General features: G+C 60.3%; 21 protein-coding genes. 1 reads left to right on the plus strand and 20 read right to left on the minus strand.

Annotated features, from left to right (window positions below; all coding sequences use genetic code 11):
* Nucleotides 1–28: 28 nt before the first annotated feature.
* The 16 genes from ACQUTP_RS17060 to ACQUTP_RS17135 all read right to left on the minus strand — a co-directional run bounded on the left by ACQUTP_RS17060 (nt 29) and on the right by ACQUTP_RS17135 (nt 15,438).
* Nucleotides 29–349 carry a hypothetical protein gene (locus ACQUTP_RS17060; RefSeq protein WP_004204165.1) on the minus strand — a complete coding sequence of 107 codons (321 nt, stop codon included), beginning with the start codon at nt 347–349 and terminating at the stop codon, nt 29–31.
* Nucleotides 349–894 (minus strand): YfaZ family outer membrane protein, encoded by a 546-nt coding sequence (locus tag ACQUTP_RS17065; RefSeq protein ID WP_004204167.1) that lies wholly within the window; start codon nt 892–894, stop codon nt 349–351. The genes ACQUTP_RS17060 and ACQUTP_RS17065 overlap by 1 nt, the downstream gene beginning before the upstream one ends.
* 392 nt (nt 895–1,286) lie before the next feature.
* Nucleotides 1,287–2,243 (minus strand): GTPase, encoded by a 957-nt coding sequence (gene yjiA, locus ACQUTP_RS17070; RefSeq protein WP_017899128.1) that lies wholly within the window; start codon nt 2,241–2,243, stop codon nt 1,287–1,289.
* Between the two features lie 11 nt (nt 2,244–2,254).
* Entirely contained in the window at nt 2,255–2,458 is a 204-nt protein-coding gene (locus tag ACQUTP_RS17075; RefSeq protein WP_002887451.1) for a YbdD/YjiX family protein, read from the minus strand.
* Nucleotides 2,459–2,568: 110 nt separating this feature from the next.
* On the minus strand, nt 2,569–4,719 hold the full coding sequence (locus ACQUTP_RS17080; protein ID WP_004204173.1) for a carbon starvation CstA family protein: 2,151 nt from the start codon (nt 4,717–4,719) through the stop codon (nt 2,569–2,571).
* 295 nt (nt 4,720–5,014) lie between these two features.
* Entirely contained in the window at nt 5,015–5,527 is a 513-nt protein-coding gene (locus ACQUTP_RS17085; protein ID WP_017899127.1) for a 4-hydroxyphenylacetate 3-monooxygenase reductase subunit, read from the minus strand.
* Between the two features lie 19 nt (nt 5,528–5,546).
* A complete protein-coding gene (gene hpaB / locus ACQUTP_RS17090) occupies nt 5,547–7,109 on the minus strand; it encodes a 4-hydroxyphenylacetate 3-monooxygenase, oxygenase component (RefSeq protein ID WP_002887473.1) in 1,563 nt (520 codons plus the stop codon).
* Between the two features lie 223 nt (nt 7,110–7,332).
* Nucleotides 7,333–8,223 carry a 4-hydroxyphenylacetate catabolism regulatory protein HpaA gene (hpaA, locus tag ACQUTP_RS17095; protein WP_004204176.1) on the minus strand — a complete coding sequence of 297 codons (891 nt, stop codon included), beginning with the start codon at nt 8,221–8,223 and terminating at the stop codon, nt 7,333–7,335.
* 9 nt (nt 8,224–8,232) lie between these two features.
* Nucleotides 8,233–9,591, minus strand: a complete 1,359-nt coding sequence (hpaX, locus tag ACQUTP_RS17100; RefSeq protein WP_002887477.1) for a 4-hydroxyphenylacetate permease — start codon at nt 9,589–9,591, stop codon at nt 8,233–8,235.
* A gap of 21 nt (nt 9,592–9,612) precedes the next feature.
* Complete coding sequence (gene hpaI, locus ACQUTP_RS17105; protein WP_243813490.1) at nt 9,613–10,410, minus strand: 4-hydroxy-2-oxoheptanedioate aldolase; 798 nt, start codon at nt 10,408–10,410, stop codon at nt 9,613–9,615.
* A gap of 10 nt (nt 10,411–10,420) precedes the next feature.
* Nucleotides 10,421–11,224: a 2-oxo-hept-4-ene-1,7-dioate hydratase gene (gene hpaH, locus ACQUTP_RS17110; RefSeq protein ID WP_285755785.1), complete on the minus strand. Its 804-nt coding sequence runs from the start codon at nt 11,222–11,224 to the stop codon at nt 10,421–10,423.
* 108 nt (nt 11,225–11,332) lie between these two features.
* Nucleotides 11,333–11,713, minus strand: coding sequence for a 5-carboxymethyl-2-hydroxymuconate Delta-isomerase (locus ACQUTP_RS17115; RefSeq protein ID WP_064178548.1), 381 nt, complete (start codon nt 11,711–11,713; stop codon nt 11,333–11,335).
* Nucleotides 11,714–11,722: 9 nt separating this feature from the next.
* Complete coding sequence (hpaD, locus tag ACQUTP_RS17120; RefSeq protein WP_002887492.1) at nt 11,723–12,580, minus strand: 3,4-dihydroxyphenylacetate 2,3-dioxygenase; 858 nt, start codon at nt 12,578–12,580, stop codon at nt 11,723–11,725.
* Nucleotide 12,581: 1 nt separating this feature from the next.
* Nucleotides 12,582–14,048 (minus strand): 5-carboxymethyl-2-hydroxymuconate semialdehyde dehydrogenase, encoded by a 1,467-nt coding sequence (gene hpaE, locus ACQUTP_RS17125; protein WP_064178547.1) that lies wholly within the window; start codon nt 14,046–14,048, stop codon nt 12,582–12,584.
* Nucleotides 14,045–14,809, minus strand: a complete 765-nt coding sequence (locus ACQUTP_RS17130) for a fumarylacetoacetate hydrolase family protein (protein ID WP_235140553.1) — start codon at nt 14,807–14,809, stop codon at nt 14,045–14,047. Before ACQUTP_RS17130 ends, hpaE begins: the two co-directional genes overlap by 4 nt.
* Complete coding sequence (locus ACQUTP_RS17135; protein ID WP_235140552.1) at nt 14,806–15,438, minus strand: fumarylacetoacetate hydrolase family protein; 633 nt, start codon at nt 15,436–15,438, stop codon at nt 14,806–14,808. The genes ACQUTP_RS17130 and ACQUTP_RS17135 overlap by 4 nt, the downstream gene beginning before the upstream one ends.
* A gap of 287 nt (nt 15,439–15,725) precedes the next feature.
* On the opposite strand from ACQUTP_RS17135, the gene hpaR reads away from it, so the two are divergent.
* Nucleotides 15,726–16,166 carry a homoprotocatechuate degradation operon regulator HpaR gene (gene hpaR, locus ACQUTP_RS17140; protein WP_015704296.1) on the plus strand — a complete coding sequence of 147 codons (441 nt, stop codon included), beginning with the start codon at nt 15,726–15,728 and terminating at the stop codon, nt 16,164–16,166.
* Nucleotides 16,167–16,169: 3 nt separating this feature from the next.
* On the opposite strand, the gene ACQUTP_RS17145 is transcribed toward hpaR, so the two are convergent.
* Genes ACQUTP_RS17145 through ACQUTP_RS17160 form a run of 4 tightly spaced genes read right to left on the minus strand, consistent with a single transcriptional unit; the run spans nt 16,170 to nt 19,726 of the window.
* Entirely contained in the window at nt 16,170–17,432 is a 1,263-nt protein-coding gene (locus ACQUTP_RS17145; RefSeq protein ID WP_074440935.1) for an FAD-dependent oxidoreductase, read from the minus strand.
* On the minus strand, nt 17,413–17,676 hold the full coding sequence (locus tag ACQUTP_RS17150; protein ID WP_004204189.1) for a (2Fe-2S)-binding protein: 264 nt from the start codon (nt 17,674–17,676) through the stop codon (nt 17,413–17,415). The genes ACQUTP_RS17145 and ACQUTP_RS17150 overlap by 20 nt, the downstream gene beginning before the upstream one ends.
* The gene (locus tag ACQUTP_RS17155; RefSeq protein ID WP_285755778.1) at nt 17,673–18,782 is read right to left on the minus strand and encodes an NAD(P)/FAD-dependent oxidoreductase; all 1,110 of its coding nucleotides are present in this window, start codon (nt 18,780–18,782) and stop codon (nt 17,673–17,675) included. Before ACQUTP_RS17155 ends, ACQUTP_RS17150 begins: the two co-directional genes overlap by 4 nt.
* Complete coding sequence (locus tag ACQUTP_RS17160; protein WP_004204193.1) at nt 18,779–19,726, minus strand: 4-hydroxyproline epimerase; 948 nt, start codon at nt 19,724–19,726, stop codon at nt 18,779–18,781. Before ACQUTP_RS17160 ends, ACQUTP_RS17155 begins: the two co-directional genes overlap by 4 nt.
* Nucleotides 19,727–19,764: the final 38 nt, after the last annotated feature.

The raw sequence follows: 19,764 nt of genomic DNA on the forward strand, positions 1-19,764 counted from the left end.
CCATCCGGCAGGTTTTTTTATAATAGATTTATTGCACTTCGACTTTATCCCAGCCGCTTTTGAACATACAGCTGTCGACTAAGGTCTCCCGCTGATATTCATTCGCGTCTTCTACTGTATAACTTGTTTCAACATCCTGTTTCTTTTGCTTTTTGTCCGTTTTTTCTGAACTGGACCCGGTCACCACGTTATCCGGCGGGAGATCGACCAGGGCCTGCGCTTCACATTCGGTGAGCTTTTTATGCATCTCGGCATCGCTTAAACCCGGCTTCACCCAGGTATACTGAGTGCAGCCGGTCAGCAGCAACGCCAGGCTCAGCGCAGAGAGCGCGGCGAGACGTGATTTCATCAGAAGGTAACCCCGCCGCCTACGTAGGCGCCGTCAATCAGGGTGTGGTTTGGGCGGCCCTCTTTGCCGTCAACGCTCACGTGACGGTAACCCACCTTCAGGGTCAATGGACCAACCGGGGACCAGCTCACGCCACCGTTCGCTTCAACATAGTTTTTCACGCTGTTGTTCAGGCCGTCGGGCGCGACATACCCTTCGCCAAATACGTGGATGCTGTCGGTCAGGGCCACGTTCACCCCGCCGCCGACCGGAAACGCGACGCCGTTATCGCCTTTTTTCGGTCCCAGATAGATAGCTTTCGCGCCAGCGTTGAGCATCACCGGGCCCACTTCCAGATTGTAACCCGCGCCAACGCCGCCGGTCTGGCTACCGTCATCGGTATTCTTCAGCCAGTGGCTTTCGGCATACAGGCCGGAAGAGGATTTACCCATTTCCATATTCAGGTTGGTAAAATTCTTACCTTGTTCAACGGTAAACCCCATTGCCATGGCGGAACCAGAGACCGCGGTCAGGGCAGCAACAATAAGGATGTTAAGCTTTTTCATGGTTTGCTCCTCGTCATTAAATTTGTCTGAGGGCACCTTAACAATCGATGTTTACCTCTGCAAATGTGACTTACGTCGGTTTTTTATGCTGGTTTTGTCAGCGGTGTGTTTTGATAATGTTGTAAAGACGTTGGGTTACGGCGAGGTCAATCATGAAATTTGGTCTGTTTAGCAGAGGTTTAATGGGTGAGCTAAACAGAAACTGAACAGGGCGGGCATTAATTATTAAGGATCCTATTCATTTAGTTTCTTATTATTTCCAAAAGTGTTTCTACTGTTACTTATAAAAACGTTGATTTACATTTTTCGACGCGATGACGACGTTTTGTTCCTGTCTTTGACGATGTGCGGTGAGAGAAGGGGGCCTGCGCCTTAGCGCGCAGGCGGGCAGGTTAGCGTCGTAACCCGGCAAACGCCGCGCGAATTTCCTCTTCCGGCAACTGAATGCCGATAAACACCAGCGTGCTGTGCGGCGTTTCATCGCCCCACGGGCGATCCCAGTCGGCACTGTAGAGGCGCTGCACGCCCTGGAACAGCAGCCGATTCGGCTCGCCGTCGATCCACAGCATCCCTTTATAGCGCATCAATTGATCGGCGAAGGAGAGCAGCAGGTTTTCCATTACCCGTGATACCTCGCTGATATCCACCGGGTAATCCATCTCAACCACGATTGATGACACGTCGTTTTGCTTCTCGGCCATAAAGTGGAAACGCGGTGTGCTGTTAACGACCTTCTCTTCCAGCATAAAGCCGCTGGTGTTAAACAGCTGGCTTAGATCGATATCGCCATGAATGACGGTATAAATCGGCGCCCGGGCATTGATGCGCGCCAGGCGTTCGCGCAGCTTTTCGGTATCGCCGGCTACATCAGTTTTGGTCAGCAAAATGCGGTCCGCGTAGCCCACCTGCGACTGGGCGATGGTGAACTGATCCATCTGCTGGTCGGCATGGACCGCATCCACCAGGGCGATCACGCCATCCAGCAGATAGCGCTCGCAAAGCACCTCATGGGAGAAAAAGGTTTGGATAATCGGCCCCGGGTCGGCCATGCCGGTGCACTCAATCACCAGCCGGTCAAACTCGATTTCGCCGCGATCGCGGCTGTCGAGGAGATCGAGCAGGGCGTCTTCCAGTTCGTTGGAGCGCGTACAGCAGATGCAGCCGTTGGTCAGGGTTTTGATCTGCGTGGCGCGGTCGCCGATCAGCTGATCGTCAACGGAGACTTCGCCAAATTCATTTTCAATCACGGCGATTTTGAAACCGTGCTGCTCATTCAGGATATGGCGCAGGAGGGTGGTTTTTCCTGCGCCGAGAAAACCGGTGAGTAGGGTGACTGCAATCGGTGCCATTATTGCCTCCATTAACAGCAGCGTACGCCGCCTTTGCCGTCGCCGCCGTAGCGGGCCTGCTGGCGTTCGCGGAAGAATTCTTCATAAGTCATGTACGGCTGATCCGGATGGTTGGTTTGCATATGGGTGACGTAGTTGTCGTAATCCGGAATGCCAATCAGCATTTTTGCCGCCTGACCGAGATATTTTTTTGCCTGACCTAAGTTACCAAACATTGTAAGTTCCAGATAACGAATAAAGCCGGATGGCGACTCGCGCCTTATCCGGCCTACGTTAATACGCTTGTTTGTAGGCCGGATAAACGTAGCGCTATCCGGCATCAGGGTTAATGATGTGACGAGGTCTTCACACCGCCTTCCGGTACCGGCACGTACGGGGTCTCTTTGTCGGTGCGCACCTTATTGTTGCGCACGTTGAGCCAGGTTTTGATGCCGTAGAAGATGATGCTGTACACCACCACCAGGAACAGAATACTCAGCCCGGCGTTGGTGTAGTTGTTGACCACGATATGATTCATGTTGGCAATCTGCTGCGCGGTCAGCTCGCCGCCGGCGGCGATCTTCTCTTTATACTGCTGAGCCATAAAGAAGAAGCCTTCCATCTGCGGGTTGGTGCTGAACAGCTTCAGGCCCAGCGCCCAGGTGGTGCACAGCAGCAGCCACGCAGCCGGGATCACGGTGACCCAAATATATTTGGTGCGCTGCATTTTGACCAGCACCACGGTGCCAAGCACCAGCGCCACGGCGGCCAGCATCTGGTTAGAGATACCGAACAGCGGCCACAAGCTCTTCACGCCGCCCAGCGGGTCGACCACGCCCTGATACAGCAGGTAGCCCCACAGCCCGACGCAGCCGGCGGTACCGATAATCCCGGCGACCAGCGAGTCGGTTTTTTTCAGGAACGGCACGAAGTTACCCAGCAGATCCTGCAGCATAAAGCGGCCTGCGCGGGTACCGGCATCCAGCGCGGTGAGGATAAACAGCGCTTCAAACAGGATACCAAAGTGGTACCAGAAGCCCATATCCGCCATCGGGATGATTTTATGGAACACGTGGGCGATACCGACGGCCAGCGTCGGCGCGCCGCCGGCGCGGTTCAGTACCGAAGGTTCGCCGATATCTTTCGCCGTCTGCAGGATCTGCTCAGGTGAAATCACGAAGCCCCAGGAGCTGACGGTCGCCGCCGCGTGGACGGTCACTTCTTTCAGCTGCGCGGCGATCATCGCCGCGTTTTCACCGCCCATTTCGTGCAGGTTCGGCATGACGATGCCCAGGCCCGCCGGCGGGGTGTTCATCGCGAAGTAGAGACCCGGTTCGATAATCGAGGCCGCGACCAGCGCCATGATGGCCACGAAAGATTCCATTAGCATCGCGCCATAGCCGATAAAGCGGGCATCGGTTTCGTTGGCCAGCAGCTTCGGCGTGGTGCCGGAGGCGATCAGCGCGTGGAAGCCGGAGACCGCGCCGCAGGCGATAGTGATAAACAGGAACGGGAACAGGGCGCCTTTCCACAGCGGGCCGGTGCCATCAATGTACTGGGTCACTGCCGGCATTTTCAGGTCCGGGTTGAGGATAACGATCCCCAGCGCCAGGCCGACGATAACGCCGATTTTCAGGAAAGTAGCCAGATAGTCACGCGGCGCCAGAATCAGCCATACCGGCAGCAGGGCGGAGATAAACGCGTAGCCAATCAGGGTAAAGGTGATGGTGGTGTCTTTAAAGGTCAGCGCCGGGCCCCAGTAGGGGTCGTGAGCAATAATGCCGCCGAACCAGATGGAGGCCACCAGCAGCACGATACCGATAACCGACACTTCACCCACGCGGCCCGGGCGCAGGAAGCGCATGTAGATACCCATGAACAGGGCGATAGGCACCGTCGAGCAGACGGTAAAGACGCCCCACGGGCTCTCCGCCAGCGCTTTCACTACGATCAGCGCCAGTACCGCGAGGATGATGATCATAATCAGAAAGCAGCCAAACAGGGCGATAGAGCCCGGAACCGGCCCCATCTCCTGCTTGATCATCTCGCCCAGCGAGGCGCCGTTACGCCGCGAGGAGATAAACAGCACCATAAAGTCCTGTACTGCCCCCGCCAGCACCACGCCGGCCAGCAGCCAGAGGGTGCCAGGCAGATAGCCCATCTGCGCGGCAAGCACCGGGCCCACCAGCGGGCCGGCGCCGGCAATGGCGGCGAAGTGGTGGCCAAACAGCACGTAGCGGTTGGTCGGCACATAGTTCAGGCCATCGTTATTAATGACCGCCGGCGTCGAGCGCGTCGGGTCAAGCTTCATCACCTTCTGCGCGATATACAGGCTGTAATACCGGTAGGCGACGAGGTACACGGAAACCGACGCCACGACGATCCACAGGGCACTGACGTGCTCACCGCGGCGCAGGGCGACGACTGAGAGGCAAAATGCCCCGATGATTCCGAGAATCACCCAGGGTATGTGCTTGAGTAGTTTTTTGGTATCCATAGTAAAACCTGGCGTTAATTAGATGAATAATTGGCCGAAGCCGTCTGGTTTTAAGTAAGGGTTAATGGAGGTATTGATTAGCTAGGCTGGCTTCGATCTTGCCAGAACTACGCGCGCGTAAAGTTGGGTAAATCGGTGAGTGGTTGTATAGGGGGTTAAGCGGTTACTGGAGGGGGTAAGCGGTTGGCTACGAAGTGAACAGGGCTGGATTATGTGATTGTGATCACAGGAGATTGTGGCCTGCGACTCTGTTGGTTAACGCTCCTCCCCAACCGGGGAGGAGCAGGCGAGGCCATTACACCGCGACTTCCATGTCCATCATCACCGGGTGGAAACGGCGTTTAAAGTAAATCAGGCCATGGCCTTGCGGGCTCAGGGTAATATTGCGGATCTCCACCAGATATACCAGGTGGGTACCGATGGTTTGCACCTGGCTAATCTCGCCTTCGAGACTGGCCAGCGAGCCCTTCAGCACCGGCTGCCCGAGCGCGCCGTGCTGCCAGCCGCTGAGGGCAAACCGCTCTTCCATCGTCACCCCGGTCATCCCGGCGAAATGACGGGCCATGATTTCCTGTTCGTGGTTCAGCACGTTGATGCACAACTTGCCGTTGCCCTGAAACACCGGGTTCATCGCGCTGTTTGCGTTGATACACACCATCACCGATGGCGGCGTATCCGTCACCGAGCACACCGCCGTGGCGGTAATCCCGCAGCGGCCGGCTTCGCCTGCGGTAGTGACCACATTCACCGCCGCCGACAGGCTGGCCATGGCATCGCGAAAACGCAGGCGTTGTTCATCTAATTGCATTATGACCTCCCGCTGCGAATTACTTCAGCAGCTTATCCAACATGTTGATATCAGCGTTATTGTGCAGATGCGGCACCGTCCAGCCGTTCTGGTCGTACTCGGAAAGGCAGCGGTCGACCATCGCCATCATCTTGTCCATATTGCCGGAGCTCTGCGCCTGGCGCAGACACTGCAGGCGAATCTCATCCTGGCTACCGGAGTAGTTGATTTCATACAGCTCGTGGCGGCCGCCGAATTCGCTGCCGATGGCGTCCCACATCAGTTTGAGGATCTTGATGCGTTCAACGTGATCCATACCGTTGGAGCCGCGCACGTACTTCGCCAGATACTGGTCGATCTGCGGGTTGTTCAGATCGCGGGCGCTGGACGGCAGATAAATCAGGCCGCTGGTGACGTTGCGCTCGATGATGTTTTTGATCTTGGCGTAGGCCATCGGGGCCATCACGCGATAGGTCTGCAGCGCGGCGTGATCCGGCAGCCATGCGCCGTTGACCCACGGCGTCGCTTCCGAGCACATGGAATCGCTTAACGCCCAGAACATGTTGCGCCACGCCACAACTTCGCCAAGGTCGGCCTGCACACCGCGGAATTCGAGGGTACCGGTACATTCCAGAGAACGCTTCAGCAGGGCGGTGATAAAGTCCAGTTTCACCGCCAGGCGCACGCAGGCCTGCAGCGGATACATGCGGGCGAAACCGCCCTCCATGGTCCAGCGACGGCAGCGGTCAAAGTCGCGGTAAATCAGCACGTTCTCCCAGGGGATCAGCACTTTATCCATGACCAAAATCGCGTCGTTCTCGTCGAAACGGCTGGAGAGCGGATAGTCGTACGGGGACCCGGTCGCGCCGGCGACCATCTCATAGGAGGCGCGGGAGATAAGCTTCACCCCTTCGGCATCCATCGGCGCGACGAACATCAGGGCGAAGTCCGGGTTCTCGCCCATCACCTGTGCGGAGCCGAAGCCGATCATGTTGTAGTGGGTCAGCGCCGAGTTGGTGGCGACTACTTTCGCGCCGCTGACGATGATCCCGGCATCGGTCTCTTTTTCCAGCTTGATGTAAACATCCTTCACTTCATCAGCCGGCTTGTGGCGGTCAATCGGTGGATTGACGATCGCATGGTTAAAGTACAGGCCGGTTTCCTGAATGCGGGTGTACCAGTTGCGGGCGTTCTGCTCGAACTGGCCGTAAAACGCCGGGTTGGCGCCCAGCGCGCAGCCGAAGGCGGCTTTATAGTCCGGGGTGCGGCCCATCCAGCCGTAGCTTAAGCGCGACCATTCGGCGATGGCGTCGCGCTGCTGGCGCAGATCGTCGGCGCTTTTCGCCACGCGGAAGAATTTATGGGTGTAGCCGCCGCTGCCGGTATCGGTGCCCCAGCACAGGGAATCCTGCATCTCCGGTTTGTGCAGCGCATCGTACAGTTGGGCGACAGAAGCCGCGGCGTTACGGAAGGCCGGGTGGGTGGTGACATCCTTCACGCGCTCGCCGTAGATATAAATTTCGCGGCCATCCTGCAGGCTTTTTAAATATTCTTCGCCAGTTAACGGGCGTTTCGCGTCGGCGCGGAAATCTTCAGGTTTCATAGGGGCCTCTTGAGTATTTATCGGAAAATAATGTTAAATATATGTTTTGTTTTTGTTGTTTAATTGAAGCGGTTATTGCGCTTGTCGTGAAGGGACGTTTGCGACAACGACGGGTACTTTTCAGGCGGGAGTGAATTTTGTGATCTCTGCAGCTTTTGCCGGCTGGCGCGGCGCTGACCCGACCTGTGGGCCATCGTCCGGCAGGCGCAGCGCCAGCGGGAACTTACGATACCGGTACTTTTTGCGCCCGGTAGCTGCTGGGCGAGCAGCCGACCTGGCGGCTAAAAAAGCGCGCAAAATAAGCGGGATCTTTAAACCCCAGCTGCCAGGCTATCTCATTAACCGCGCTATCGGAAAACAACAGCAGCCGCTTCGCCTCGCGTAGCTGGCGGTCGAATATCAGCCGCTTCGGCGAACGGTTGGCAAAGCGGCGACAGATATCGGTCAGCCGCGATTCGGTCAGGTGCAGCTCCCTGGCGTAATCCGGTACCGTCCAGTGCTGATGGTAGTGGCTGTCGATCATCTGGTTAAAGCGCTGGAATAGCTTCAGCTCGCCGCGCATGCCGCTGGCAGCGTGATCGTCGAGCTTTGCGTTACGCAATAGCAGGGTAAAGACCGCCTGCGCCAGCAGCGCCAGGGTATGCTCGCGCCCCGGCAACTGGGCGGTAGATTCCCGGCGAATCAGCTGCCAGTAGTGCGCCAGCGCCGCCAGCTCGTCGGGTTTATCCGCCAGCGACAGGCAGATCCCCGGCAGGCCGAAGGTCTCCCGCGTGCCGGGATAAAGCACCTCCAGCAGCGGCCAGATGAGTTCTTCGTGCACCGTCAACACGTGACCATCGCTATCGGACTCGGTAATAAAGGCGTGCGGCACCGAAGGCGGCGTTATCACAAACAGCGGCGCCTGCACCGAGTAGCGATGGTCATCAAGCTGCAGCTCAATCTGCCCGGTATCAAGAAAGTGCATCTGAAAATAGCGGTCGTGGCGATGCGCCTGCATGTCGCGGCCAAAAAAGGCCGCCATACGGGCAAACGACTGATAGTGCACCTCTTCGGTACCCAGGCTCTCGTCGTAATCTTTATTGATGTCGATGTTGGCGATGGAATGCTGACACATACCCGCTCCTTAGTGGCCTTTTTGCGCCGCTAAGCCCGGCGCGGCGGCGGCGTCCTCACGCTGGCTCATTGGAATGCGGGTGAGCACCAGCGCGCCGACGATCAGCAGTCCGGCGACAAACCACAGCCCGGAGCTAAAGCTGCCGGTGGTATCACGCAAAATGCCGATCAACAGCGGGCTGACGGCAGAGCCGACGTTGCCGATGGCGTTGATCACCGCCAGCGCCACCGCGCGCGACTGCAGGCTGATCACCCGATCCGGGGTGGTCCAGAAAATGGCCATCGCGGTAAAGGATCCCACCGAAGCCATAATAATGCCGATCAGCTGGATCAGGCTGTGGTGCGTTGCCGAAGCCAGCAGCCAACCCGCCGCGGCGAACAGGTAGGGCAGGATGGTATGCATCTTGCGCTCTTTGCGCCGGTCGGAGCGGCGACTCCACCAGATCATGCCGAAAATGGTGCAGAACTGCGGGATCGCCGCCAGCAGGCCAATCATGATGTTGCTACTGCCGGTGTTGAAGCTCTGCAGGATCTGCGGCGTCCAGATATTAATGGCGCTGAGGGTATTGGTCAGGCAGAAGTAGGCCAGGGTATACATCAGCACCGCTGGCGTCAGGACTTCGCGCAGCGTGGAACGCGGCGAAGCCGGGACGATCGCCGCATGTTCCCGTTCGCGATCGATCATCGCCTTCAGCGCCTGTTTCTCTTCGTTATCCAGCCAGTTGGCTTTATCCGGCGTGTCGTTGAGGAAGAACCAGGTGACGACGCCAAGCACCACCGATGGCAGGCCTTCCAGCAGAAACAGCCACTGCCAGCCCTTCAGGTTCCACAGGCCGTCGAGCGCCAGAATATAGCCGGAAAGTATCGAGCCGAGCATCATGGTCACCGGCATGGCGATCATAAACAGGGCGTTGGCGCGGGCGCGATGGTAGGCCGGGAACCACCAGGTCAGATAGACGAGGATCCCTGGTAGGAAACCAGCCTCGGCGATGCCGACCAGCATGCGCAGGATGTACAGCGTATGCGGGCTGGTGGCGAACATGGTACAGGTCGAGGCGATCCCCCAGACCACCATGATCCCGGCGATCCAACGGCGCGCGCCAACTTTCGCCAGCATGATATTGCTGGGGATCCCGCACAGTACGTAGGTGACGTAGAACAGCGTCGCCGCCAGGCCGAACATGGTGGAGGTCAGACCGAGGTCTTTGCCCATCGTCAGGCCGGCGAAGCCGATATTAATGCGGTCCAAAAATGAGAAAACAAAGAGAACGAACAGGAAGGTGATCAGGCGGCGGAACAGCTTTTTGATCACCCGGTTTTCTACTTCAACGGCTTTATTATCATTGTGTTGCAGGGTAGAGGTAGTCATGTTGCGCTCCACATTATCCGTTCAATAGACGGATTTATTGTTATCGGTTGTGGTCGTTGCGGTGTGGGTAAACCGGGCCGCCAGCGCTTCTGCGCTGCGGGCCAGCAGGGTGGTATCGACGCCGACGGCGACGAACAGCGCGCCCAGTTCGAGATAGCGCTTCGCCAGCTGTTCATTGGCCATCAGGATCCCCGGCGCCTTGCCGGCCTGACGGATTTGCTGGATGGCATCTTCAATGGCGGCCTGTACTTCCGGGTGCTGCGGATTGCCGCCGTGACCCATATCGGCGCTGAGGTCCGCCGGGCCGATAAACACCCCGTCCACCCCGTCGACATCGAGGATCTGCGGCAGATTTTTCAGCGCTTCGCGGGTCTCAATCTGTACCAGGACGCACATGGCGTCGTTGGCCTGGTGGAGATAATCCGGCACGCGGTTCCAGCGTGAGGCGCGGGCCAGCGCGCTGCCGACGCCGCGCATGCCGGCGGGCGGGTAGCGAGTGGCTCTGACCGCCAGCCGCGCTTCGTCGGCGTTCTGCACCATCGGCACCAGCAGGGTTTGCGCGCCGATATCCAATAGCTGTTTGATCTGCACCGGGTCGTTCCACGATGGGCGGACTACCGGCTGGCTAGGGTAGGGCGCGATGGCCTGAAGCTGGGTTAGCACCGTTTGTACATTGTTGGGCGCGTGTTCGCTGTCGATCAGCAGCCAGTCGAAGCCGGCGCCGGCCAGCAGTTCGGCGCTGTAGCTACTGCACAGCCCAAGCCACAGGCCGATTTGCGGACGCCCGGCCTTGAGCGCCGCTTTAAAAGCGTTGTTCATGTTGCTCTCCTCAGACAAAGCGGCAGCTGATGGCGCCCATATTGCCGTAGTCGACATGGAAGGTATCGCCCTTGCGTGCCGGTACCGGACGGGTAAAGGAGCCGCCGAGAATAATCTGCCCGGCTTCGAGCTGAACATCGTACGGCGCCAGCTTGTTGGCCAGCCAGGCCACGCCGTTGGCCGGGTGATTGAGCACCCCGGCGGCGACGCCGGTCTCCTCAATCACGCCGTTGCGGTACAGCAGGGCGGAGATCCAGCGCAGATCCAGCTCGTCGGGTTTAATCGGGCGGCCGCCGAGGATCACCCCGGCGTTGGCGGCGTTATCGGAAATGGTGTCGAACACTTTGCGCGGGCGCTGGGTTTCCGGATCGATGTTGTGGCAGCGGGCGTCAATAAGCTCCAGCGCCGGAATAACGAAGTCGGTGGCGTTGTAGACATCAAACAGCGTGCAGTTCGGGCCGCGCAGCGGTTTGGCCAGCACGAAGGCCAGCTCGACTTCGATACGCGGAACGATAAAGCGGTCGGTGGGGATATTGCTGCCGTCGTGGAAGAACATATCGTCAAGCAGCGCGCCGTAGTCCGGCTCGCTGATCTGCGAGCTGGCCTGCATGGCTTTTGAGGTCAGACCGATCTTGTGGCCTTTGAGTACGCGGCCTTCGGCGATCTTCATCTCGACCCACTCGCGCTGGACGGCGTAAGCGTCCTCAATGGTGATCGACGGATAATCCAGCGAGATCGCGCGGATCTGTTCACGCTGTTTTTCGGCCTGATTCAGCCGCTGGGCAATCAGGGTTCGGGTCTGTTTATCGAGCATAGTGATTCCTGTGGCATTGTATTGCCGGATGGCGCTTCGCTTATCCGGCCTACAAATTCATGGCCGTTGTAGGCCCGGTAAGCGCAGCGCCACCGGGCAATTTGCACATTATTTAAATAACGCGTGCACGTTGTTCTGTTTGTAGTTCAGCGTCGGGTCGAGCTCTTCCATGGCGAACGACAGCGCCAGGTAGCGACTCTCCATCAGCGCGGCAAAGTGGGATTTGATCAGCGCGAACAGCATATCTCCCACGTCCTGACGGCTCTCCAGGCTGCGCCCGGAGCCGATCTTCAGCGTCATATGGACAAAGGCGTAATCCTGCTTGCCGTCGGCCATCCGCCAGGTATCGAGCCAGTGGGCACGGCTGCGGATCCCGCCGATCGGAAAGATGCCGGTGGCGGCCAGCGCCTCGTTGACTTTGGCGAACAGCCCGGGCAGATCGGCCTGCTCGCGGATGTTGTCGGTACATTCGGCGATAAAATGCGGCATAGGGCCCCCTTACGCCTGCGCCGGCAGCGGGAACACGGCGTTAACCTGGCCGGTACCGGAGCTGGCGAACAGCTCGGTGATAAACTCCACCTTGCCGTCATATTTATCCCAGCCCAGCAGGCCGAGCAGCATCACCGTGTCGTGCATGTTGCCTTCGCCGTAGCAGTAGTCGGCGTACTCCGGCAGCATGGTGCAGAACTCTTTAAATTTGCCCTCGCGCCACAGTTTCACCACCCGCTCATCCATCTGATGATCGAACTCGCGGGTGTAGCTGTTCATCCCCTCTTCGGCGCGTTGATCGTCGATAAAGCGGTGCGACAGCGAGCCGCTGGCCAGCACCGCCACGGTGCCGTCATATTTCTCAATGGCTTTGAGGATCGCTTCGCCCAGCCTGCGGCTGTCGGCAAAGTCGTGAACGGTACAGAAGGCGGAAATAGACACCACCTTGAAGTGCTTATCGCTGTTCATGTAGCGCATCGGCACCAGGGTGCCGTACTCCAGCTTCAGGCTCGGAATATTGTGCGCTTTGGCGCGTACCCCGAGCTTCACCGCCTCGTCGGCGATGAGTTGGCCCAGCTCCGGGTTGCCGTCGTAGTCGTAGGTCATGTCGCGAATAAAATGCGGCAGTTCGTTACTGGTGTAGACGCCCTGGAAATGGTCGGCGCAGTTGATGTGGTAGGCGCTGTTGACCAGCCAGTGGGTGTCGAACACGATGATGGTATCGACGCCCATTTCGCGGCAGCGCTTGCCAATTTCTTTATGTCCGTCGATCGCGCCCTGGCGGCAGCCGTGGTTTTTCCCGGGCAGCTCAGACAGATACATCGACGGCACGTGAGTGATTTTTGCTGCTAACGCTAACTTACCCATATCAGACTCCCCATTTCGGGATCGGATGGTCGCCCATCGAGATGCAGACGTTTTTCATTTCGGCGAACACTTCAAAGCTGTACTCGCCGCCTTCGCGGCCGGTGCCGGAGGCCTTCACGCCGCCGAACGGCTGACGCAGGTCGCGCACGTTCTGGGTGTTGACGAACACCATCCCGGCTTCAATACCGCGCGCCAGACGCAGCACTTTGCTGACGTCCTGGGTCCAGATATACGACGCCAGGCCGTATTCCACATCGTTCGCCAGGCGCAGCCCTTCCGCTTCGTCTTTGAACGGCAGCAGGCAGGCGACCGGGCCAAAAATCTCTTCCTGCGCGACGCGCATGCGGTTGTCGACATCCGCCAGCACCGTCGGGCGCAGGAAGTTGCCGGCTTTCAGATGCGCCGGAAGGTCGGACGGCTTATCCGCGCCGCCGGCCAGCAGGGTGGCCCCCTCTTCGATGCCGAGGCGAATGTAACCGGACACTTTCTCCCAGTGCTGTTGGCTAATCAGCGCGCCGACCTGGGTATTCGGATCGGTCGGATCGCCCACGCGCAGGCGGTTGGCGCGCTCGGCGAAGCGCTTGACGAACTCCGGATAAATACTCTGCTGAATAAAGATGCGCGAGCCGGCGGTGCAGCGTTCGCCGTTGATCGAGAAGATGGTGAACAGCGCGGCGTCGAGCGCGCGCTCGATATCGGCATCTTCAAAAATCAGCACCGGCGATTTGCCGCCCAGCTCCATGGAGTACTTTTTCAGCCCGGCGTTTTTCATGATGTTGCGCCCGGTGGCGGTGCCGCCGGTGAAGGAGACGGCGCGCACATCATGATGGCGCACCAGCGCGTCGCCGGCGGTGGCGCCGTAGCCCTGCACCACGTTCAGCACGCCGGCCGGGATCCCGGCCTCCAGCGCCAGCTCGCCCAGACGATCGGCGGTCAGCGGAGACAGCTCGGACATTTTCAGCACTGCGGTATTGCCTAAGGCCAGGCACGGCGCCACCTTCCAGGTGGCGGTCATAAACGGCACGTTCCACGGCGACACCAGCGCGCAGACGCCCACCGGCTGCACGAGGGTGTAGTTCAGCATCTTGTCGTCGACGGGGTAGGTTTTGCCGTTCATCTGCTGGCACACTTCGGCGAAAAATTCGAAGTTATGTGAGGCGCGCGGGATCAGCACGTTTTTGGTCTGGTGGATCGGCAGGCCGGTATCGGCAGTTTCCATCGCCGCGATCTCCGGGACGTTCTGATCGATCAGATCCCCCAGGCGGCGCATCAGGCGGGCGCGCTCTTTCATCGGCAGGTTAGCCCACTTCGGGAAGGCCGCTTTCGCCGCCGCTACCGCCTGATGGACTTCACTTTCACCGCCGGCGGCGACTTCCGCCAGCACTTCGCCGGTGGCCGGGTTGGTGGTATGAAAATAGTCTGCGCCGGCAACGTTTTTACCGTTGATCCAATGGTTAATTTTTTTCATGACAGTGTCTCCTCATACGCTTGCTGGCTGATGATATGGTTGACCAGGCGGCCCACGCCCTCGACTTCAACGATCACCTCGTCGCCCGGCACCACATCGGACAGCCCCTTCGGCGTGCCGGTGGCGATCATGTCGCCCGGTTGCAGGGTCATAAATTCGCTTAAGTAAGCGATGAGAAACGGGATGCTGAAGATCAGATCGGCGGTGGTGCCCTGCTGGCGCAGCTCGCCGTTGACCCAGGTGCGCAGCGCCAGATTATGCGGATCCGGGATCGCCTCTTTGCCGACGATCCACGGGCCGATCGGCGTCAGGGTGTCGCGGCTTTTCACCCGCAGGTTCGGCCGATAGTAGTTTTCCAGATAGTCGCGGATCGCGTAGTCGTTGCACACGGTATAGCCGGCGACATAGTCCATGGCCTCGGCTTCGCTGACGCGGCGGGCGGTTTTACCGATCACCACCACCAGTTCGGCTTCGTAGTGCATGTATTCGACGTTATCCGGGCGTACCGACTGCTGCTGGTGGCCAGTAAAGGTGTTTGGCGCTTTGATGAACACCAACGGCTCGGTTGGCGGCTTAAACTCCAGCTCGCTGGCGTGGTCGGCGTAATTCAGCCCCAGCGCGAACAGCGTGCCGTCGGCGGGCGGCAGCCAACGGAATTCACCTCCTTTTAATACCGTGCCATCGTCCAGGCGCACCTGGTTGCGTTCATCGACCAGCACGTCGCGTACCTGTCCCTGCCATTCAATGCGTGCCTGTTTCATGCCAGCTCTCCTTCTGCGACAACCGGGTTTTCCAGCGTCGGGAAACCGTCGGCGAGGATACGTACCCGGTCGCCGGGGCGCAGCGTGACGCGGGAGTGGGGCGTACCGATGAGGATCGCGTCGCCGGGATTGAGGGTGGCGAACTCGCTCAAGGCGCTCAGCAGCTGCGCGGCGTTACGCTGCAGATCGCCGGTATGCCAGCTGTCCGCTTCGCGGCCGTTGATTTCGGTGATGATGGTCAGGTTATCGACGTTGCGCACCGGCGACAGCGCGCCGAGGGGGCAGAAGCCATCGCGGCACTTGGCCTTGATCGCCGGGCGATAAAAACTCTCTTCCGGCAGGCTGACGTCGTTAGCCAGCGCGTAGCCGGAGATATAGTTCGCCGCCTCTTCTTCCGCCACCTTGCGCGCGGTTTTGCCGACAATCAGCGCCACGGTGGCGCCGCTTTGCACGGTTTCACCCGGCGGATAGGGGATCGCCTCGCCATCGCCAATCACGGTATTGCGCGGCTTGATAAACCAGACCGCGGTCTTCGGCGGCGTCTTGTAGGGGGCCTGTTGAAACGCCTCGCGCCAGGCGTCGAGCTGGCTGCGATGATTGAGCGCAACGGCGAAGATGGTACCTTTCATTCACCACTCCTCTGGTACTGATTATCGATTCGAAGGAATTTCATTAATATGTTAATGATCATCTTTTATTCTTTGCGCGCCGGTTTGGCAAATAGAAGTGAATGTTTTGTGATCGGATTAACACAATATTTACATATTTTTTATTTATTTATTATTTATCATATAGATACATTTATTTTTAATGACGGCTTGTACTTTTCAGGTGCAGAAACCGGTTGTACATGGCAGGATTAGGGCTAATTATTAAATTGTTAATAAGTTTTGGTGAGCGTTGTTGAGGGGATACCATGCATGATTCATTAACCATTGCGCTGCTGCAGGCGCGGGAAGCGGCGATGGCCCATTTCCGGCCGATCGTCAAACGCCACAACCTGACCGAACAGCAGTGGCGTATTGTGCGTATCCTTGCGGAAAACCCATCGATGGATTTCCACGACCTGGCCTGGCGCGCCTGCATTTTGCGCCCCAGCCTGACCGGGATTCTGACGCGCATGGAGCGCGACGGTTTAGTGTTGCGTTTAAAACCGGTCAACGATCAGCGCAAGCTCTACCTGTCGCTGACGCCCGCCGGGCTGGCGCTGTATGAGAGCGCCCAGGCGCAGGTGGAAGAGGCCTACCGGCAGATAGAAGCGCAGTTTACGGCGGAGAAGATGCGTCAGTTGACCACGCTGCTGGAGGAGTTTATTGCGCTTGGCGTCCCTGCCGGGCGCGGTGATGAAGAAGAGTAGCGGTTACGGCTCGGCGCTCAACCTGGCGAGGGCAATAAGCGTTTCCGCGCGGGCGGGGGACAGCGGCTCTCTCGGCTGCGGCAGCGGCCAGCCATACAGCCAGCGGGCGCTGGCGGCGCAGGTGCGCCCTTGACAGGCGCCCATTCCGCAGCGCTGGGTCAGTTTGGCCTGCAGCCAGTCGTCGGCGGCAGCCACGTCGCCGCAGCGCACATCTTCGCAACGGCACAGCAGGCTCTCCGGCGTCGCCGCGTTTTTCAACGACTCTGCCAGCTGGAAGGTGCGGTTGATAGCCGCGGCGAAGCGCTGCCAGCGGGCGCGACGGGCAAATCGCGCCTGGGCCTGCTGGCTGGCACCGGCGGCGGCATACCCGGCGATTTCGCCCTCCACCAGCGCCAGCTCGCTCCCGCCGAAACCGGTGCACTCCCCGGCGGCGTAGACATCCGCGATGCTGGTCTCCTGCCAGCGGTTAACCTGGATCGCCTCCTGCGCCGTGGCGCAACCGAACAGCAGCCCCGTCTCGATATTGGGCACCAGCCCGTAGCCGATGGCCAGCCGATCGCAGGCGATAGTCCGCTCGACGCCGCGCTGGCGCAATGTCACGGCCTCCAGCCGCGTTGTGCCGTGGGCGCGGATCGCCTGGGCGCCGCTAAGATAGCCTTTCGGGGCCAGCGTCGCTAACTGGCGCAGCTTCTGCGGCCAGCGCCACAGCCCGCTGGCGAAGCGCAGCAGCGCCGGGAGCGCCGCTTGCTCAATAATATTCGTTACCTGGCCTCCGGCCTTATTCACCGTATCCGCCACCGCCAGCAGCAGCGGGCCGCTGCCGGCAATCACCACCTTTTCTCCTTTCAGCGACAGGCCCTGTTTGATCTGCGCCTGCAGGCCGCCCGCGCCGGTCACGCCGGGTAAGGTCCAGCCGGGAAAGGGCAGCGACAGCTCGCGCGCACCGCAGCAGAGGATCAGTTTCTGCCAGTCAACCACGCCCCCGCCGTCGGCGGTTTCAAACAGCACGCTGCGCGCGGAGGGGCGGGCAATCAGCCGCGCGCCGTTCACCATCCGGATGGCGGCAGACGCGGCGATGGCGTCGCGGTAGCGCCGGGCCAAGGCGGGCAGCGTCGTCTGCGGGCCGGCCCGCCAGATTTGCCCGCCGGGTGCGGGGTTATCGTCGAGAATAATGACCTGCTTATTGCAGGCGGCGGCAGAGAGCGCGGCCGCCATGCCGGCGGGGCCGGCGCCGAGGATTAAAATGTCACAGCGCAGCGTGTGCATAGCGGCTCCTTTCTATTTGCATGCCGGCCCGGCACAGGGTCTGGCAGGCCAGCACCCGCCGGCCGTCGACGGTGATCCGGCACTCCTGGCAGATCCCCATGCCGCAAAACGGCGCGCGGGGGTCGCCGTTAACCGCCTGGCGGGTGGTGGGATCGCCGGTCAACGCCAGCGCCGCCGCCACGCTGATCCCTTCCGGCACCGTCAGCGCTTCGCCATCGACGGTGATATTGAGCGTGTTATTCATGCGATCGCCTCCTGATGATACAGACGGGTCGGGAGCCAGGCCTCAGGCGCCAGCGGGCAGCGTTCGCCGAGGATCTGCGCCGCCAGCAGCTCAGCCGTCGCCGGGGCGGTGGTGACGCCCAGCCCTTCATGGCCCAGCGCCAGCCATACACCGCGGCGCGTGGGATGCGGGCCAATCAGCGGATTGCCATCCTGTGAGGCGGCGCGCAGGCCGCTCCAGCAGCGGATGATATTCAGCGTCGCCAGCGCCGGCACAAAATGGCGGGCGCGATCGAGCATCAGCCCCAGCAAGGGGAGATCCAGCTGGCGCTCGCGGTTATCAAACTGGCGCGACGAGCCAATCAGCAGCTGGCCGGTGGGCCGCGGCTGCAGGTTAAAGGCCACCGAGGTGCCGCCGCCGTGGGCGCTGGCGCCGTAACCCAGCTCAACCAGCTGGTGATGCACCCGCGGCCCGTAGCGATCGGTAATCGCCAGTTGGCCTTTTTTCGGTCGCAGCCAGTTTTCCGCTAACAGCGCGTTGGCTTCAAGGCCGCAGGCCACCACGATGGCCCGCGCCTGTAGCCGTTTGCCGCTGGCGAGCTGTACCTGTGGTTCGCTAATCGCCTGCGCGCTGTCGTGCAGGCAGGTGAGATGGTCTCCGGCATCGGCCACCAGCCAGCGGGCGACGTTCGGCGCGTAGACGATACCATCGCCGGGCACCCATAGCCCGCCGGCCAGCCCGCTGCGCAGCAGCGGCTCGCGCCCGGCGATCTGCTGTGGGGTCTGCAGTTCGCTGTGGACCTGATAGCCTGCCAGCCGCCGCTGTTTTTCGCCCGCGACGGCCATCTCTTCTTCGCTTTCCGCCAGCCACAGCGTGCCGCAGCCGCGCCAGGCGCAAGCGTCGGGCATCCGCGGCGTGATGGCGCGCCAGCGCGCCAGCGACCACGCCGACAGCGCCAGTTCGGCGGGGTCGTCATCCATGCACACCAGATGGCCCATACCGGCCGCTGTCGCGCCGGGCTGACCGTCGTCGATAAGCGTCACGCTCTGCCCCCGCTTCGCCAGCTGCCACGCACAGGCGGCGCCGATGATCCCGGCGCCGATCACGATGACATCGCACGACTTCACGGGGCGATCCCCCAGCAAAAGGGATCGTCCGGGTTGAGGATCAACTGATTATCGCCGCACACCCAGGCTTCGCCGCGGATCGTGGGGATGATGCCCGCGGCGGCGCGCTGGTAGCTGGCGGTAAACTGGCTGCCGATGATGCTGGCCTGGCGCCAGATCGCTCCCGGCTGCAGTTTGCCATCCTGCGCCAGGCAGGCCAGCTTGGCGCTGGTGCCGGTGCCGCACGGCGAACGATCCCAGGCCTTTCCCGGACAGAGTACGAAGCTGCGGCTGTCGGCGGCATCGTCATCGGCGAACAGCTCGATATGATCGATAACGCCGCCGTCGTCGCCGCGGATCCCCGCGGCTTCCAGCCCCTCACGCACCGCCCAGGCGTAGTCGGTGAGCTGTGGGATGTGCTCCGGGGTAATGGCGAACGGGTGATCGTTGATCAGGAAAAACCAGTTGCCGCCCCAGGCAATATCGCCGACGACGGGGCCGAGCGCGGTCTCCACGCGGACCTGCTTTTTCCAGCGGCGGGCCGGGACGTTTTGCACCGATACGCTGCCATCGTCGTGCAACGTTGCGCTTACGTCGCCGACCGGGGTTTCAATCAGATGTACGCCTGGCTGGATACGGCCAAGCCACGCCAGCGAGGCGATAAGCCCGATGGTGCCGTGGCCGCACATATTCAGAAAACCGGCGTTGTTGAAGAAAATGACGCCAGCGGTGGCCGCCGCCGAGACCGGCTGGCACAGCAGCGCGCCGACCAGCACATCGTTGCCGCGCGGTTCGAGAATCACCGCCTGACGCCAGCGATCGAAGTCACGGGCGAAACGGTCGCGGCGCTGCGCCATGCTGCCGCCGCCGAGGTCGGGGAAGCCGTCAACGATCAGGCGGGTGGGTTCACCGCCGGTGTGTGAATCAATGGCTCTCAGCGCAATAGGGGGGCGTGGCGCGGTCATTCTGCTCTCCGAAAGTTAACAACATGTTTCATCATGCT

This window comes from Klebsiella sp. 2-CIP_Kleb., assembly GCF_050378715.1.
Classification (GTDB): domain Bacteria; phylum Pseudomonadota; class Gammaproteobacteria; order Enterobacterales; family Enterobacteriaceae; genus Klebsiella; species Klebsiella quasipneumoniae.

Coding starts and splice junctions, on each gene's coding strand:
- ACQUTP_RS17135 (WP_235140552.1), bottom strand. CDS start 15,438: ATGAAAGGTACCATCTTCGCCGTTGCGCTCAATCATCGCAGCCAGCTC.
- hpaB (WP_002887473.1), bottom strand. CDS start 7,109: ATGAAACCTGAAGATTTCCGCGCCGACGCGAAACGCCCGTTAACTGGC.
- hpaH (WP_285755785.1), bottom strand. CDS start 11,224: ATGCTCGATAAACAGACCCGAACCCTGATTGCCCAGCGGCTGAATCAG.
- ACQUTP_RS17065 (WP_004204167.1), bottom strand. CDS start 894: ATGAAAAAGCTTAACATCCTTATTGTTGCTGCCCTGACCGCGGTCTCT.
- ACQUTP_RS17145 (WP_074440935.1), bottom strand. CDS start 17,432: ATGCACACGCTGCGCTGTGACATTTTAATCCTCGGCGCCGGCCCCGCC.
- hpaR (WP_015704296.1), top strand. CDS start 15,726: ATGCATGATTCATTAACCATTGCGCTGCTGCAGGCGCGGGAAGCGGCG.
- hpaI (WP_243813490.1), bottom strand. CDS start 10,410: ATGAACAACGCTTTTAAAGCGGCGCTCAAGGCCGGGCGTCCGCAAATC.
- hpaD (WP_002887492.1), bottom strand. CDS start 12,580: ATGGGTAAGTTAGCGTTAGCAGCAAAAATCACTCACGTGCCGTCGATG.
- ACQUTP_RS17060 (WP_004204165.1), bottom strand. CDS start 349: ATGAAATCACGTCTCGCCGCGCTCTCTGCGCTGAGCCTGGCGTTGCTG.
- ACQUTP_RS17130 (WP_235140553.1), bottom strand. CDS start 14,809: ATGAAACAGGCACGCATTGAATGGCAGGGACAGGTACGCGACGTGCTG.
- ACQUTP_RS17115 (WP_064178548.1), bottom strand. CDS start 11,713: ATGCCGCATTTTATCGCCGAATGTACCGACAACATCCGCGAGCAGGCC.
- ACQUTP_RS17160 (WP_004204193.1), bottom strand. CDS start 19,726: ATGACCGCGCCACGCCCCCCTATTGCGCTGAGAGCCATTGATTCACAC.
- hpaX (WP_002887477.1), bottom strand. CDS start 9,591: ATGACTACCTCTACCCTGCAACACAATGATAATAAAGCCGTTGAAGTA.
- hpaE (WP_064178547.1), bottom strand. CDS start 14,048: ATGAAAAAAATTAACCATTGGATCAACGGTAAAAACGTTGCCGGCGCA.
- hpaA (WP_004204176.1), bottom strand. CDS start 8,223: ATGTGTCAGCATTCCATCGCCAACATCGACATCAATAAAGATTACGAC.
- ACQUTP_RS17085 (WP_017899127.1), bottom strand. CDS start 5,527: ATGCAATTAGATGAACAACGCCTGCGTTTTCGCGATGCCATGGCCAGC.
- ACQUTP_RS17075 (WP_002887451.1), bottom strand. CDS start 2,458: ATGTTTGGTAACTTAGGTCAGGCAAAAAAATATCTCGGTCAGGCGGCA.
- ACQUTP_RS17080 (WP_004204173.1), bottom strand. CDS start 4,719: ATGGATACCAAAAAACTACTCAAGCACATACCCTGGGTGATTCTCGGA.
- yjiA (WP_017899128.1), bottom strand. CDS start 2,243: ATGGCACCGATTGCAGTCACCCTACTCACCGGTTTTCTCGGCGCAGGA.
- ACQUTP_RS17150 (WP_004204189.1), bottom strand. CDS start 17,676: ATGAATAACACGCTCAATATCACCGTCGATGGCGAAGCGCTGACGGTG.